The following is a 15,427-nucleotide window of genomic DNA, read 5'->3' on the forward strand; positions in this document are numbered from 1 at the left end:
ATGACAGTAGGAATAGGCGTAGATGTAGGTGGGACACATATAGCATGCTGCGGAGTAAATTTGGAGACAGGGGAGTTGATAAAAGAATCGTACAATTCAGTACATGTTGATAGTAAGGCCACAAAGAATGAAATTTTTGAAGCTTGGGCGAGGCCCATTAATTCAACTTATGCGACACTCATCAATGATCACGAGATTGAAGGAGTCGGGTTTGGGATGCCTGGAGCATTTAATTATCGTCGAGGAATTGGCCTCTTCAAAGGGAATGACAAATATGAGAGTCTTTACAAGGTCAATGTAGCCAAAGAATTTTTGGAGTATTTGCCTAGTCCAGCACTTAACATTCGTTTTATAAATGATGCCACTGCTTTTGCAGTGGGCAGCTCGTGGATGGGACAAATAGGCTATGGTAAAAGGTCAATTTCCATCACACTAGGGACGGGATTTGGGTCATCATTTATAGAAGATTTTGCCCCTGTTGTATCCGGAGATGAAGTGCCCCAGTTTGGTTGCATGTGGCATCTACCATTCAAAGAAGGTAGAGCGGATGAATACTTTTCTACCCGTTGGTTTGTGAATACTTATGAAAAGATAACTGGCAAAAGGTTGAAGGGCGTGAAGGAAATCATAGAGCTGGGAGAAGAAAAGTTGGTCCATGAGTTGTTTAGTGACTTTGCGGATAATCTTGCAGAATTTCTAATGCCATGGCTGAAAAAATTTGCGCCAGATTTATTGATAGTGGGAGGTAATATTTCAAGGGCATGGAGTCGGATTGAACCGAGGCTTCTTGAGCATTTTAACGCCAAGAATATCGGTATAAATATAGAAATTTCTCAACTGATGCAAGATGCTGCTATCAGTGGTAGTGCACGGTTGTTAGTAGAAAGTTATTGGCGGACAGTCAAGGATGATCTACCCGAAAATTAATGTTAGGTTGGTTTTTTTAAGCATTGAGAGCGGTCTCAATGCTTTTTTACTTTTATTCAAACAGGACATTTCTTCTATTTTCAGAATCATATATGATTTGTTCCTACATCTCGAGTTTTACTTCTCAAATTCAATGTTGTTTCTAAGGATTTAATTGCCTCTTTTAGATTGTGTTATTAAGTGAATCATCTTGATTTAATGTCTGCTGAATGGGATCTGAAATTAAGGTTTTATAGGGCAATGAACTACCTTAAATAACTATAGTGATGAATGGTATTATATTTTTCAGTGAAGAAATTTATTAGAGCTTAATGCGCCATTAATGAGTGGTTAATGTGCTAGGGGAATTGGATAAGTGAGGGAAAACTGGCTTTAGACTTTAAGAAAAAAGTGGAAATAAAAAGGCCTATATATACACTTTTGAGAGCTTTTTGTCAGTTTTGTAAACTTCCTAAACTGCTTTAATTGCTTTTTAATTTGAAATTAAGCTTGCTCCTCTAGGTTTGAAATCACAATTAAAAAACAATTCAGCTGCTCTTCTTTGGAGTCTTTAGCAAATTAGAATACACCTGAGGTGTTTCGCGAGCATGATTATAAGGACTGAAATAGGTAGGACAGCGAGAACCTTTAACTATTATTATCTATGAAAATATCTATACGGAAACTGAGTTTTCTAACAAGGGTATTCTGGATGTGTTTATTGTTGTCCGCAATGGTATTCTCTCCAGGATTGGCGCTACCCAGCAACAAGGAGGTGAAAGATGTCCGAGTGACTGGTAAGGTAACTGATGAGGCAGGAGAGGGACTGCCTGGCGCATCTGTTTTGGTAAAGGGTACGACCCAGGGTACAATTACAGATTTAAATGGTGAATTTAGCCTAGAAGTACCGGACGATGCGGTCCTAGTAGTATCCTTTATTGGATATCAAACCAAAGAGGTTGCAACTGCAGGTCGTACTAGTTTTGATGTGATGTTGGAGACTGATGTAGATCAACTCGATGAAGTAGTAGTGGTTGGCTACTCTACTGTCAAAAAACAAAGTTTAACTTCTGCAGTAGCAGTGGTGGACAATGAGGCCATTCAAACTACAACCAATTCCAGTTTAGCTCAAAAGCTACAAGGTAAAGTGGCAGGTCTTCAGATTAGACAACAAAGTGGTCAGCCTGGGGTATTCGATACCGATATCAATATTAGAGGTTTTGGTAATCCGATCTATGTCATAGACGGGATTCGTAGAGAAGGTAAAGGAGAGTTCCAACAATTAAATGCCAATGATATTGAAAGTATCACGGTATTGAAAGATGCTTCGGCAGCCGTTTATGGACTGGGTGCCGCCAACGGGGTTATTTTGGTGACTACTAAGAAAGGTCAAAAAGGAGCTCCAAAGGTGAATTTTGGGATGAACTTGGGTGTGCTTAGACCTACTAATGTGCCCAAAATGGCATCTGCAAGTCAGTATATTGAAATGGATAATGATGCCTTTATCTATCAAAGAGGGACAGATGGCACTCCCAAATACACTCAAGAGGAGGTCGCTAAGTGGCAAGCAGGGAATGAGCCTGGCTATCAAAGTACAGATTGGTATGACGAAACGATGAAAGAACAGGCTATCTATCAACAATATGATGTATCTGTATCAGGTGGAGCAGATAGAATTAGCTATTATATGGGATTAGAATATACCAATGAAAATGGTCTATTGCAGAGCAATGATATGGGGTACGAGCGGTACAACTTACGTTCCAATATTACGGCACAAGTTACGGACAATTTGGAGGCTCAGTTGTTGCTGGGATCGCGTGTGGACGCAACAGATCAACCAGGCACTAGTTTCTTCGGCATCTTCAAAGGGACTCGAGTATCCTTACCGATCGATCAGCCTTATGCTAATGATAACCCGGATTACCTGACCCCAATCTATTTGGATCAAAATCCAGTGGCTTTTGCAGAAAGAGATGTGACTGGTTACAACGAGGATAGAACACAAAGCTTACAATCTTCTTTGTCTTTGAAATATACTGTTCCTAGTGTTGAGGGACTTTCTTTTAAAGGTTTAGCTTCTTATGATTTTAATAACTATCAGGGTAAAAACTTGAGCAAACCTTATTCGCTCTATACCTATGATGAAACTACAGATTTGTATAATGCAGTAAAATACAGAGATGGTTCCGGTTTTATTCAGCAAAGATCCAGGCTCAACCAGTACGTGACTTTTCAAGGATATATCAATTACGATAAAAAGTTCGGAACCAACCACAATTTGAAAACAGTATTGGTTTACGAACAGAACATTAGCAAGCGTGATGACTTCAGGGTTAGAAGATACTACGACGCATATTATACCAAGGATGTTCTAAAATTTGCCGGTCTTACACATGAAAGTGACTCGGATCCAAATCAGGAAGCTGATGTTTCATATATTGGACGACTGGATTACTCCTATGCCGACAAATACCTCTTTGAGGTGGCTGCTAGATATATGGGATCGTATAGATACGCTCCATCCAATAGATGGGGGCTGTTTCCGATGGCTTCAGTAGGCTGGAGGATTTCAGAGGAGAATTTTATCAAAGACAATATTCCAGTTTTATCTAATTTGAAAATTAGAGGATCATATGGAATCGTGGGTCAGCCTTCTGGCAATGCCTTTCAATATGTTGAAGGATTTGCATTGGGTAGTGGAGGATCCTATGAATTCGTAGAAGGTTCTCAGGTGGCAGGAGTTTCTGCACCAGCGCCAGCTAACGCAAAGCTGTCGTGGCAGACTGCTACGACAGCTGACATTGGAATCGACATAGGCTTATTTGAGGATAAAGTTACTCTAGTGTCAGACGTTTATCAAAGGACCTTAGAAGGTATTCCTGCTTATCGAAGCATTTCTTTGCCAGATACCTATGGTGGACAATTGCCTCAGGAAAACCTTAATAGTAACATGACTAGAGGTTTTGAAATTGGGATTGGTCACAAGAACAACATAGGAAAGTTATATTATAATATATCCGGTAACTACAGCATTTCACGTACTATGAAGCTACATGTAGAAGGGGAGACTTTTACAAACAGTTATTCGCAATGGAGGAATCAGAGCGGGGATCGCTGGGAAGGTATTGTTTGGGCTCAGGATTATATCGGTCAGTTTCAGGATGACGAAGATATGCGAAATAGTCCATTACAAAATGGAAGAGATGGCAACATAACTAGGGCACTTCCAGGTGATTTGAAATATAGAGATGTAAATGGTGATGGGGTAATTAATGGTGATGATGCGTCTCCTATTCTGTCTAATGCGACACCAAGGTCACAATATGGATTGAATTTAGATTTGAGATGGAATGGGTTTGATTTTAATATGTTGTGGCAAGGTCAATCTGGTCATTCGATCAAGTTTAATGAGGTATATGGGACAATATTTGCCTTCAAAGGAAATACTCCAGAGTACTTTTATGATAGATGGCATCAGGCAGATCCATACAATCCTGATAGCGAATGGATAGCTGGTGAATATCCTGCTTCCAGACAAATCTCTGATATGCCAGGCATGACCTATACCGAAAGTAGCATGTGGAGGAGAGATGCTTCGTATGTAAGATTGAAGAGTATTCAATTGGGCTATACTTTTAATAATGAAGTGATGTCGAGAGTAGGTATTTCTTCTTTAAGGTTGTATGCTTCGGGCTTTAACCTGATCACTATTGCAGATCCATGGGTCAAGGCTCATGACCCGGAGAGAACTAATAATGGTCCAGGGTTAAGCTATAATGCTGGGTTTGGATATCCACTATCCAAAACTTACACGATGGGACTAAGTGTTAATTTCTAATTGAAAATTGTAAAGACATGAAGAGTTATAAATATATAGCGCTAATGTTGGTGTCTCTGGTGATGGCCGTAGGGTGTCATGAGGTACTTGACATTGAGCCACAGGATAAGATTACAGCACAGGATTTGTTTTCAGATCCAGCAGGAACTGAATTGTACATGGCAGATCTATATTACAGATTGCCAATGGAAGATTTGAACTATTATGCTAAAAATAACCGAGGAGGAGGATTCGAAGTTAACTACGGTGGGCCAAATAATGCCGGTGAGGTGCAGGCCATGTTGACACCTTGGGCTGTCCATAGTAGAAGAAATATTTTTATCGATGGCAACCGATTGAAATGGTGGAAAGTCGAGGATAGCGAAGTAAATGACAATAAAAAGGATGCATCATTTACACCTTGGACATTGATTAGAAATGTGAATGCTTTTATTGAAATAGTTCCGGATCTACCAGTTGATGATCAGACTAAAACGCAGTATAATGGAGAAGCCCATTTTATTCGTGCATTTGCTTATTTTGGATTGGCCAAAAGATATGGTGGAGTACCGATAATCACTGAATCACAGGATTTTGAAGGAGATCCAGAGGCACTATTGGTGGCTAGAAATACAGAGCAAGAAACTTGGGATTTTATATTATCTGAATGTGATATGGCAGCAACTAATTTGGAAGGAATAGATGATCCAAATTATAGAAGGGCTACCAAATGGGCTGCATTAGCTTTGAAAAGTAGAGTGGCTTTGTATGCAGCGTCTGTTGCTAAATTTGATGATAAGTTGGATTTGGTTGGCCCAGCAGTAGATCAAGGCTTGGTAGGTATTCCTAGTTCAGCGGCTGGAGGATACTATCAGCAGTGTATCGATGCTGGTGAGGAACTGATCAATAGTGGTCAATTTTCGCTCTATCAGGCTAATCCAGCAAGTGCAGAAGAGGCAGCAGAGAACTATCGAGCCATGTTCGAAAACCCAAATTTGGCTATGGGAACGGAGGCCATTTTGATTAAAGGGAAGTCCTCTGCAGGTGACTACTTGGCTAATAATTATGATATTTGGTTCAATCCACATCAAACAAGAAATGGATGGCCACATCCTGGTAGATATTGTCCTACTCTGGATTTGGTGGATATGTATGAGAGTTATACATCTGGTGGTACCAGCGCACCTTTGGTGACGACAAGTGATGGGGATGTTAGTAACTATTTAGGGTATGATCCAGCACGAGATTATCTCAAGTTTGATCATCCAATGGATATATTCCAAGGCAAGGATGCTAGGTTATTTGGTTCAGTGATTTTGCCCGGAATGGAATGGAAAGGAGTAGAGATTGTTTATCAAAACGGATTCATCAAACCAGATGGCGAATTTGTTACCGACACTCAGGATAGTTATGAGCTAGACGGGGTTACCTACTATACTTACGGAGCAGAAACTTCAGCCGGATATTCAGGATTTGATCCTACTGGAGAAAATCACTCGGCGACTGGTTTTGGCTTAAAGAAATTTTTGAGTCTAGATCCTGTTGTACCAGCATGGAATCAGAGTTTTACGGATTTTATGGAACTAAGATATGCAGAAGTGTTGCTAGACTATGCAGAGGCATACGCCGAAAGTGGACTCGGTACTCCAGAGACTGCCGGTATGGCACTGAATGCGCTAAGACAAAGAGCAGGACATACTAACACTATAGCTGTAACAGTCGAAACCGTAAAAAGAGAAAGGTTGGTAGAACTTGCCTTTGAAAACAAAGGATACTGGGATCTAATCAGACGTAGAGAGTTTCATGAACAATTTGATGATAGGAACAAACATGCCTTAGTGCCTGTCTTGGATCTTAGAGAGAATCCACCCAAGCACATCTTTGTGCGCAAAGAGGTGAGCAGCACTACGTCTCAGACTTTTAGACACAGAGAGTACTATAGACCTATCGATAACATTGGTCTGAATCAATTGATGCAAAACCCTGAATGGTAATTGAATATGGAAAAGATGAAAGTATTATATAATCTATGCTTGGCAGTTTTGATGGTTGGTTTGCTTACTGCCTGCGAGTTGGACAATCTAGAAGGACCTGATTCTGGGTTGACTGGAAGTATTATTGACTCTGAAACTAATCGATTGGTCCCTCAAGATATTTTAGAGGGAACACAAATCGAGATTTGGGAACATGGATGGGATCCGGTTACTCCTCAGCGATTGGAAATCAAAAATGACGGAACATATGCTGATTTGAGATTGTTCTCAAATACCTATGATGTGATTCCCGTCAATACCAATTTCCATAACAACGCCACTGTTACAATTGACACTATTCAAGTTGAAATTAACGGACTTACTGAGTTGGACTTCAATGTGCTGCCTTATGTGCGTATAGTAGACCTGAATATTTCGAAAGTTGGTAATAAAGCGATTGCCAGCTTTAGACTGGAACAGCCTTTGGATTCTGTATATCTCAATGCAGATGATGTAGACAAAACGGCTGTCGTGATCAAAGAGGTAGGGCTATATGCGCATTTTGACCCACATGTGGGTGTCAATATGAATTTAGCAAAGAATACGACCTCTATTAATGATGTAATCAGAACAGGAGAAAATGATGAGTATCAATTAGAATTTGATCCAGCTAAGGATAGTGATTTCCTTGCGGGAGGAAAAGTCTTTTTAAGAGTAGGCGCATTATCTACTATGCCTGCGGCTAGAGCCAATTATGGCAGTACTATAGAAATAGATTTTTAGTATAAAGTTTAGTAGTTCATATGGGCTCCCGATGCAAGTCGCATTGGGAGCAATTTATGTATATGTCTGAGGGAATATCGGCATGCAAAGTGGTTGATACTCTTAATCACTCAAACCGTTCTGTGTTATAGCATTAGACAACCTCTTCCTAACCAAAAAATAAGAACAATAAGAAAAGGCATTATGAAAAAGATCTGCAGTTTCAGTGCGATACTATATTCCATATGGATGATGTATTCCTGTCAGGGGACTAAGGCACAAGACCAAATAGATACTGTCGAAAATCAAACAAATTTTGTAAAATGGGTCAATCCATTTATTGGTACTGGAGGGCATGGACATACATTTCCAGGAGCTACTGTGCCTAACGGAATGGTTCAGCTGAGTCCTGATACTCGGCTCAATGGTTGGGATGCTTGTAGCGGCTACCATATTTCAGACGAATCTATTTTGGGTTTTTCACATACACATTTGAGTGGTACTGGTATTGGGGATTATGGGGATATACTTTTCATGCCTTTTTCGAACAGTATCGAAGTGGTACCTAATGATGATCAGAACTATAGTAGTAACTATGCTGCTAAGAAACGTTTAGGATCGGAGGTGTCCTCGCCAGGCTATTATCATGTGACTCTAGACGAAGATGATATAGATGTGGAATTGACCGCATCTACTAGGGCGGGATTTCATAGGTATAGATATGATCAAAAAAATGCAGGTATGATTATTGACCTGAACCACACTTTGCAGAATCACAAACAGGTGATGAACAAAATTGAAGTGGTAAGTAAAAACGAAATTCGTGGGGTGAAAAAGACTCAAGGGTGGGCAAGACAGCACTCAGTTTATTTTCACGCTGTATTTTCTGCACCCTTCGAATATGAGGAGTTGGCAAATGGGGATATAGCTAAGCTCACTTTTGAAAAGAACATTAAAGAAGTATTGGTAAAAGTAGGCATCTCCCATGTAGATATGGAAGGCGCCAAAAAAAATCTAGATCAAGAAATAATTGACTGGAGTTTTGACAAAACCAAAAATAAGGCCATCGCAGAATGGGAAAAGTATTTATCTGTGATTGAGATAGAAGGAGGGAATCAGGACCAAAGGACTATTTTTTATACTGCGCTGTATCACACGGGTATCAGCCCTAATATTTTCAATGATGTGGATGGTCGATATATAGGAATGGATAGAGAGATTCACCAGTCTAGTCAGCCCGTTTATACGGTGTATTCAATTTGGGATACCTATCGAGCATTACATCCACTCAATACGATCATTAGACCAAAGGTCAATCAAGAGATGATCCAATCCCTTATAATGAAGTATAAAGAAGGTGGTATACTACCAAAGTGGGAATTGGCTGCAAACTATACTGGTACAATGACCGGTTATCACGCAGTATCACTCATCGCTGATGCCTATACCAAAGGTCAAAGAGATTTTGACATAGAGACTGCATATGAGGCCATGGTTCACGCGAGTCAGTATGACTCAGTGAATGTGGCGTTTGTTGATCGAAATATTCAAAACAAGTTGATGCCAAAGGCTAAAAAGTATAACAATAAGAAGGGGTATATTCCTTCAGATTTAGAAAATGAGTCTGTATCCAAGGCTTTGGAATTTGCTTACAATGATTGGTGTATAGCTCAGATGGCCAAAGGTCTGAATAAGCATTCCGATTACAAATATTTTATGGCCAGGTCTAAGCGATATGCTCAATATTTTGATCCCGAAACTGGTTTCATGAGAGGGAAATTGTCCAATGGTGAATGGAGGGAGCCTTTTGACCCTAAATACTCTAATCATAGAAATGACGATTATGTAGAAGGCAATGCATGGCAGTGGTCATGGTTTGTGCCGCATGATGTAAAGGGACTGGTTTCTTTGCATGGTGGTAGTGACCAATTTGTAGAAAAACTCGATCAGCTGTTTAGCGAAAGCTCTGAGTTGCATGGTGACCATGTATCCAGTGATATATCAGGATTGATTGGCCAATATGCACATGGTAATGAACCTAGTCATCATATAGTATATATGTATAACTATCTCAACGAGCCTAACAAAACTCAAGAGTTGACTTATAAGATTTTGAGTACTCTGTATTCAAATGACCCTGATGGATTGGCTGGTAATGAAGATTGTGGCCAGATGTCGGCATGGTATGTTATGAGTGCCATGGGTATTTATCAAATTGCCCCTGGTAATCCCTATTATACCTTTGGTTCGCCGATATTTGATCAGGTCACTATTCATTTAGAAAATGGTAATCAATTTGTTATTAAGTCAAATAATAACACAGCAGAGAATATCTATTTGTCATCTTATCAATACAATGGAGAAAAATTAGAGACTCCATTTATCACTCATGAGCAGATAGAAGCAGGAGGAACATTGACCTTTGAGAAAACGAATCGAAAAGCGGAAGAAGGAGGAATATAAATGAGAGCTAAAAAAATCAGAATACTTGGGCTAGTATTAATCTTAGCCACGACAGTTCATGCGCAGCGAGTAATTCAACGCTGTGATATAACTTCTGGATGGAAAAGTAATAATTCACTTTCCGTAGACGTGACAGATTACAAAGAGGGCAGGGCCTCATTGAAAAGCACTGGGGCCAGTACAGTTTGGTTTTCAAAACTTTTTTCTCAAACCCATTCTGGGATTGATGAGAACGGATATTTGTCACTCTGGTTATATATTGCGGATCTTAATTTGTTAGATGGAGATGGGCAGATTGAAATCTCTAGCTCGGGGAACCCTGATCAAGATGAGTATGCTTGGAATATTTCCGAACTAGGTTTGGTACAGGGGTGGAACGAATTGAACCTTTCAATAATGTCAGCTACTAAAACGGGTAATCCTGATTTAGGTGCTGTTAGATTTTTTAGAATTTATCACCCATTGTCAGGATCTGCAGAAATCAAACTGGATTATATCCGATTCAGAGATTCACTGACAGATCATAATCCTGATGTATTAGAGATCGCTCCTGTAGATCCATCCACATTAGATGGGAAGGTAATGTTTGGTTACCAGGGCTGGTTTACTGCTAAAGGAGATGGCTGGAAGTTGGATAGGTTTCACCATTGGGGTGATCTTTCAACTGGTTCCGGTGATCCTAAGGATTTGTCTGTTGAGATGTGGTTTGATGACGATGAATTGGATCCAGATGAATTGTACAAGACAGGGTATTACTACCCAGATGGTAGAGAGGCACGAGCATTTTCTTCATACAATAAAAAAACGGTAGTTCGACATATGAAATGGCTTAGAGATTATGATTTGGATGGCGTTTTTCTTCAGCGCTTTATGTCTGAGGCCAGAGATGAGGCTTTTAAGGAACTCAGGGATTCGGTGGCTTCTCATGTCAAAGATGGATGTGAGCGATATGGTAGGACCTTTGCTATGATGTGGGATGGGGTTAATTATGCAGGAGCTTCAGAAGATATCAAAGCTGATTGGAAGCACTTGGTTGATGATCTGAAATTGACCGAAAGTCCGAATTATTTACATCATCGTGGCTTGCCTTTGATTTCATTGTGGGGTTATTCGGTGAGAGCGGAAGCGGACATAGAAGAGCTGAAAGATTTAATTGACTTTTTTCATAACAATCCAGAAGAGAAATATCGTGCATCCATTAAGTTGGGATGTAACGACAATTGGCGAACAAAAGATAATGGTGCCTGGGCTGAAGTGTTCAAACAAGTAGAGGTAATCAGTCCTTGGACGGTAGGTCGTTACGGTTCGTCCAAATCTTCATACGAAAATTATGCAGATAACAATACAATCCCTGATCAAGTCTGGTGTGATGAAAACAATGTGGATTTTATGCCAGTCAATTGGCCAGGTTTTTCGTGGTACAACCTTCATGATGGCCCTAAAAATCAACATCCGAGAAGAGGTGGGGATTTCTTTTGGGAGCAGGCAAGTGGAAATTTAACAAGGGGTGCTAAGAGCTTGTACATTGCTATGTTTGATGAAATTGATGAGGCAACCGCGTTTTTTAAAATGCCAGAGACTGCAAATGATTCTCCTGATAAAGGTTACTGGATTTCTCTCAATATAGATGGGTTGTCTCTGCCTAGTGATTGGTACTTGAGATGTGTCAAATTGGCTACTCAGGTAACTAGAGGGTGGAAGGATAACCCGGTCACTTTAGGAGTGCCTGATGATGGAATCGACGTGTATGGAGTAGAGGCGCAACATGCTACTTGTGAGCAATCCAATGGTGCTTTGATTTTGTCCTATCCGAACACGACTGGTTCAGGTCTGATGCAATATAGTATCGATGGAGGTCAGAATTATAATTATACTACACCTTCCGATTCAGAACAGATGTCAATTCCCAACTTGTCACCTGGACTTTACGATATTTGGATCAGGGAGCAAGATGGTTCGAATCCTACTGACCTAGGGGATAAACTCATAGTGAATACAACTCCCCAGGTTAATGTTGAAATCTTTAATGCAAGCTGCAACGACGATGGTATCATTGATTTTCGATTATCCACCAATCCTTACATTGGAGCTGTAGATATCAGTTTGGATGGAGGTGTCACATATGATATCTTGATGGAAGAGGGAACTTATTCACTATCTGTATCGGGACTTTCAGACGGCGTGTATGATATATGGGCAAGATGGTCTGGGACTAGTTGCAGCAGCGCTGTTGGCAATTTCGAAATAGTTAGAGACATTCCCGAACCAATAGTTTCAACCTTTGTTTATGGTGCGGAAGCTCCATCTGTGATTTGTCAGGGTAGCGAATTGACTGCTACTGTTTCGGTTGACAAAGAGGTCAGTAGCTGGACATGGACTGGCCCGAAAGGTTTTGAGGCTTCAACTTCAGATGTACTCATCGCTGATAGCTTGACTTCTGAGCACGCAGGAACTTATTCCGTTTCGTATTTAGACACCAATGGCTGTAGTAATAGCAGTGAAATTATTGTAGAGGTGAGCAGTTCTGCCGTGCCGGATTCGGATTTTTTGGTGGAGGCCTCAGGTAAGTTATTGGATCCTGAAACAGTGATTTTTTGCAAGGGAGATAGGTTGATATTAGAAGGCACACCCAATGAAGAGGGCTTAAACTTTGTATGGGAAGGACCAAATGGTTTTAATAAGGAGGGACGTAGAGCCACACTTACAGCCAGTGCCAATGACAATCATGCGGGGGTTTACACTTTGACTGTATCATCCGGTGATGATTGTTTTGTGATATTAAACCAAGAGATCCTGGTAGGGTCAGAAGGAGAGTGCGGAGAACAGGTGTTAGCTGCTGATGATCAATTATGGACGGGGTTTCTGCTATACCCAAACCCTGCAACAAGAAAAGTACATTTGGAACACGGGGGAATGGAAAGTGGTCGGTTAACTGTCACAGATCTGACAGGGAAAAAGCATCTTGATTTTGAATTGAGTCAAGGTAATTCTTTGATTGATGTCTCTGAACTCCTACCTGGTCTCTATTTATTTATTGTGGAAGATGTTCACGGGCAGACGCAGGTCCAACAATTACTAAAAAATTAATTAGTCAGGTTTTAGTTTTTAAGTTAATTCTTCAATCCTAAGCAACAATGGAAGTCCTCAATTCTGAGGACTTTTTTGTTTATTATCATTTAGATGTATCCCCAATAATGTACAGAGTTGAAGATGCCTCACCCTCCATTTAGACTTTTTTTAGATTTTCAATTAACTGACCTCTTTAAATTTTTTAAACATGATTAGTGGCTTTCCAATAGTTGAAAAAATAATTGAGAAATGTTTGATGTAATAATCTCGCTTTAAATCAAGTATGAGCCTAAAAAGTGCCTTTAACCCTAGTTTAATGCTGATTTAACTGCCTGTTAAGTGGCTTTTAACTTACTATTAATTACCCCTAGATAGGTTGCTAAAAAGTTTATTTACTAATAGTCAGAATTATGAAAAACAAAATTTTACTTTTTATTGTGACAGTGGGATTTGGCCTTTCGGCACAAGCACAAACTACTGTTTGGAATCCAGCAGCCAATGAGGCTTCAACTGGGAATTGGAACGAAGAGGCAAATTGGACGGCTGGTATCCCAGGAGCCAGTGGAGGAAAGGCAGTCTTTAATGTTCCAGATGCGGCTCCTGCATTGGTTACTGATGCTCAATCAGTGTTTCAGATTGTTGCAGGGGATAATGGTGACGGTGGTGAAATCATCGTACAAGACGGAGGTAGTATCACCATGGGAGATGTTTGGAGTGGTGTAGGCTATAATACCAATGCAATTCTAACGGTAGAAAAAGGTGGTGAAGTAACGTTTGGTCAGCACGCATGGATAGGCTTTTTGCCAGAGTCAGAAGGAACGGTTAATATTAATGGAGGAACAATACATGTTGTTCAAATGACCGGTCTTGGCTGGGAAGGTGGTGTTGGTATTGTTAATATCACCTCTGGGCTTTTTGACTTGGCTAACATCAATGCCACTGACATGAAATCGATAGGCGAAGGTTCTTATATAGATATATCAGGAGATGGTATGATGACCATCAATGGTAACAGACTTGCACATACGGGTGAGGATGGGGTAGACTATGATGATCAATTGGCAGAGTTTATCACAAACGAAAGAATAATTGCACATGGTGGTAGTGTAGCTCCTAACTATTGGTTTGATGAAGAGTCGGCAGAAACCAAGGTGATTGCTCCAACGATCATTAGTTCTACTATGCCAGAGGATGCTTCGATTGAGGTGCCTAGCGATTCTGATATTGTGATCTCTTTTACAAGAGCAATGGATGCTACTAGTGTTTCCGAAAATTTGACAATCACTCCAGAAATTCCTAATCAGCAGTTGTCCTGGTCAGAGGACGGATCTATCTTGACAGTGTCAGGGGATTTAGCAGAGGGCATCACTTATGCGGTTTCCTTGGCTAAAACAGCTGTGGATATGTATGGATTCGAAGTAGCTTTTGAGGAGTCTTTTACTTTTATCGTAGAAGGAGATATTGTAATGGAATCAGCTACTTCTCCGGAGATTACATTGACAATGTATCCTAATCCAGCTTCAGATTTCATTTCATTCGATGGCAAGCCAGTATCTAAAGTGGAGATTTACAGTGCAAGTGGACAATTGATGATTAAATCTAGAAATGTGACTAATATCAATATCCAATCACTCAATAGAGGACATTATCTGGTAAAGGCTGTAGTGGATGAAACTGCTGTAACCAGAAGGCTGATTGTAAAATAAACTCAGCCCTTTTAATAAGATTGATTAACGATAAATGACAAGAATAATGAACAAATATTTTAATATTTCAATTCTACTCCTAGCCATACTAATTGTATCGTCTTGTAGCTCATCAGACTCAGATGGAGGATCTAAGGCTCTAGTAGAGACAGCAGCCATGTTAACCAAAGGAGAGGCCTCTGCAGCAAGTGTGAATGTTCCAGGCGGTAGTAATGTAACTGATTGGACAGGCTTCAAAATTACCTTTACAGGAGATGAAAACGGAGGTACTTATACTACCAATGCAGACACTGAAAAGTTGCAACATGGAGTTTGGAATACATCAGGTACTTGGGAGTTCGGTGATAACGAGGGATTGGTTTTGATAAGAGACGGAAATGTTGACATGCCGATTTCGCTTGAGGTTTCAGAGTCTAATTTTAGCTTAGTTTTTGAAATGGCCTCACCATTGGCTAGAACTAATGTAGTTGGAGGTGAGTGGGCATTTAATTTTATCTTTTGATATAGAAACTTAATGGGTACCATGCTGCGTACCAATGAGGTGTATTGTTAAATGAAAAGCATCAGACATCAGTCTGGTGCTTTTTTGTTTCATTCTATTTCTAAGTATATACCATTATTGCATCTTCAAATTTAGATTAACTTAAGATGTTATTTTTTAATGAAAATAGATTAACATTTCAGTGGCCAAGGAGGGAGGGCTTTTATCTACTCCTTCTGGTAAAAAA

Annotated in this window: 8 protein-coding genes; all 8 read left to right on the plus strand. The window is 40.1% G+C overall.

Annotated elements, in window-relative coordinates; all coding sequences use genetic code 11:
* Entirely contained in the window at positions 1–927 is a 927-nt protein-coding gene (locus N7U62_RS01180) for an ROK family protein (protein ID WP_264136043.1), read from the plus strand.
* A gap of 643 nt (positions 928–1,570) precedes the next feature.
* Complete coding sequence (locus N7U62_RS01185; protein ID WP_264136044.1) at positions 1,571–4,747, plus strand: SusC/RagA family TonB-linked outer membrane protein; 3,177 nt, start codon at positions 1,571–1,573, stop codon at positions 4,745–4,747.
* 17 nt (positions 4,748–4,764) lie between these two features.
* Positions 4,765–6,720 carry a RagB/SusD family nutrient uptake outer membrane protein gene (locus N7U62_RS01190; RefSeq protein WP_264136045.1) on the plus strand — a complete coding sequence of 652 codons (1,956 nt, stop codon included), beginning with the start codon at positions 4,765–4,767 and terminating at the stop codon, positions 6,718–6,720.
* A gap of 15 nt (positions 6,721–6,735) precedes the next feature.
* On the plus strand, positions 6,736–7,482 hold the full coding sequence (locus N7U62_RS01195) for a DUF3823 domain-containing protein (protein ID WP_264136046.1): 747 nt from the start codon (positions 6,736–6,738) through the stop codon (positions 7,480–7,482).
* A gap of 183 nt (positions 7,483–7,665) precedes the next feature.
* Positions 7,666–9,924, plus strand: coding sequence for a GH92 family glycosyl hydrolase (locus N7U62_RS01200; RefSeq protein ID WP_264136047.1), 2,259 nt, complete (start codon positions 7,666–7,668; stop codon positions 9,922–9,924).
* Positions 9,925–13,011 carry a T9SS type A sorting domain-containing protein gene (locus N7U62_RS01205; protein WP_264136048.1) on the plus strand — a complete coding sequence of 1,029 codons (3,087 nt, stop codon included), beginning with the start codon at positions 9,925–9,927 and terminating at the stop codon, positions 13,009–13,011.
* Positions 13,012–13,403: 392 nt separating this feature from the next.
* A complete protein-coding gene (locus tag N7U62_RS01210; RefSeq protein WP_264136049.1) occupies positions 13,404–14,699 on the plus strand; it encodes a T9SS type A sorting domain-containing protein in 1,296 nt (431 codons plus the stop codon).
* Between the two features lie 46 nt (positions 14,700–14,745).
* A complete protein-coding gene (locus tag N7U62_RS01215; RefSeq protein ID WP_264136050.1) occupies positions 14,746–15,201 on the plus strand; it encodes a hypothetical protein in 456 nt (151 codons plus the stop codon).
* Positions 15,202–15,427 lie beyond the last annotated feature (226 nt).

The organism is Reichenbachiella ulvae (assembly GCF_025833875.1).
GTDB lineage: Bacteria > Bacteroidota > Bacteroidia > Cytophagales > Cyclobacteriaceae > Reichenbachiella > Reichenbachiella ulvae.

Coding starts and splice junctions, on each gene's coding strand:
- N7U62_RS01180 (WP_264136043.1), top strand. CDS start 1: ATGACAGTAGGAATAGGCGTAGATGTAGGTGGGACACATATAGCATGC.
- N7U62_RS01185 (WP_264136044.1), top strand. CDS start 1,571: ATGAAAATATCTATACGGAAACTGAGTTTTCTAACAAGGGTATTCTGG.
- N7U62_RS01190 (WP_264136045.1), top strand. CDS start 4,765: ATGAAGAGTTATAAATATATAGCGCTAATGTTGGTGTCTCTGGTGATG.
- N7U62_RS01195 (WP_264136046.1), top strand. CDS start 6,736: ATGAAAGTATTATATAATCTATGCTTGGCAGTTTTGATGGTTGGTTTG.
- N7U62_RS01200 (WP_264136047.1), top strand. CDS start 7,666: ATGAAAAAGATCTGCAGTTTCAGTGCGATACTATATTCCATATGGATG.
- N7U62_RS01205 (WP_264136048.1), top strand. CDS start 9,925: ATGAGAGCTAAAAAAATCAGAATACTTGGGCTAGTATTAATCTTAGCC.
- N7U62_RS01210 (WP_264136049.1), top strand. CDS start 13,404: ATGAAAAACAAAATTTTACTTTTTATTGTGACAGTGGGATTTGGCCTT.
- N7U62_RS01215 (WP_264136050.1), top strand. CDS start 14,746: ATGAACAAATATTTTAATATTTCAATTCTACTCCTAGCCATACTAATT.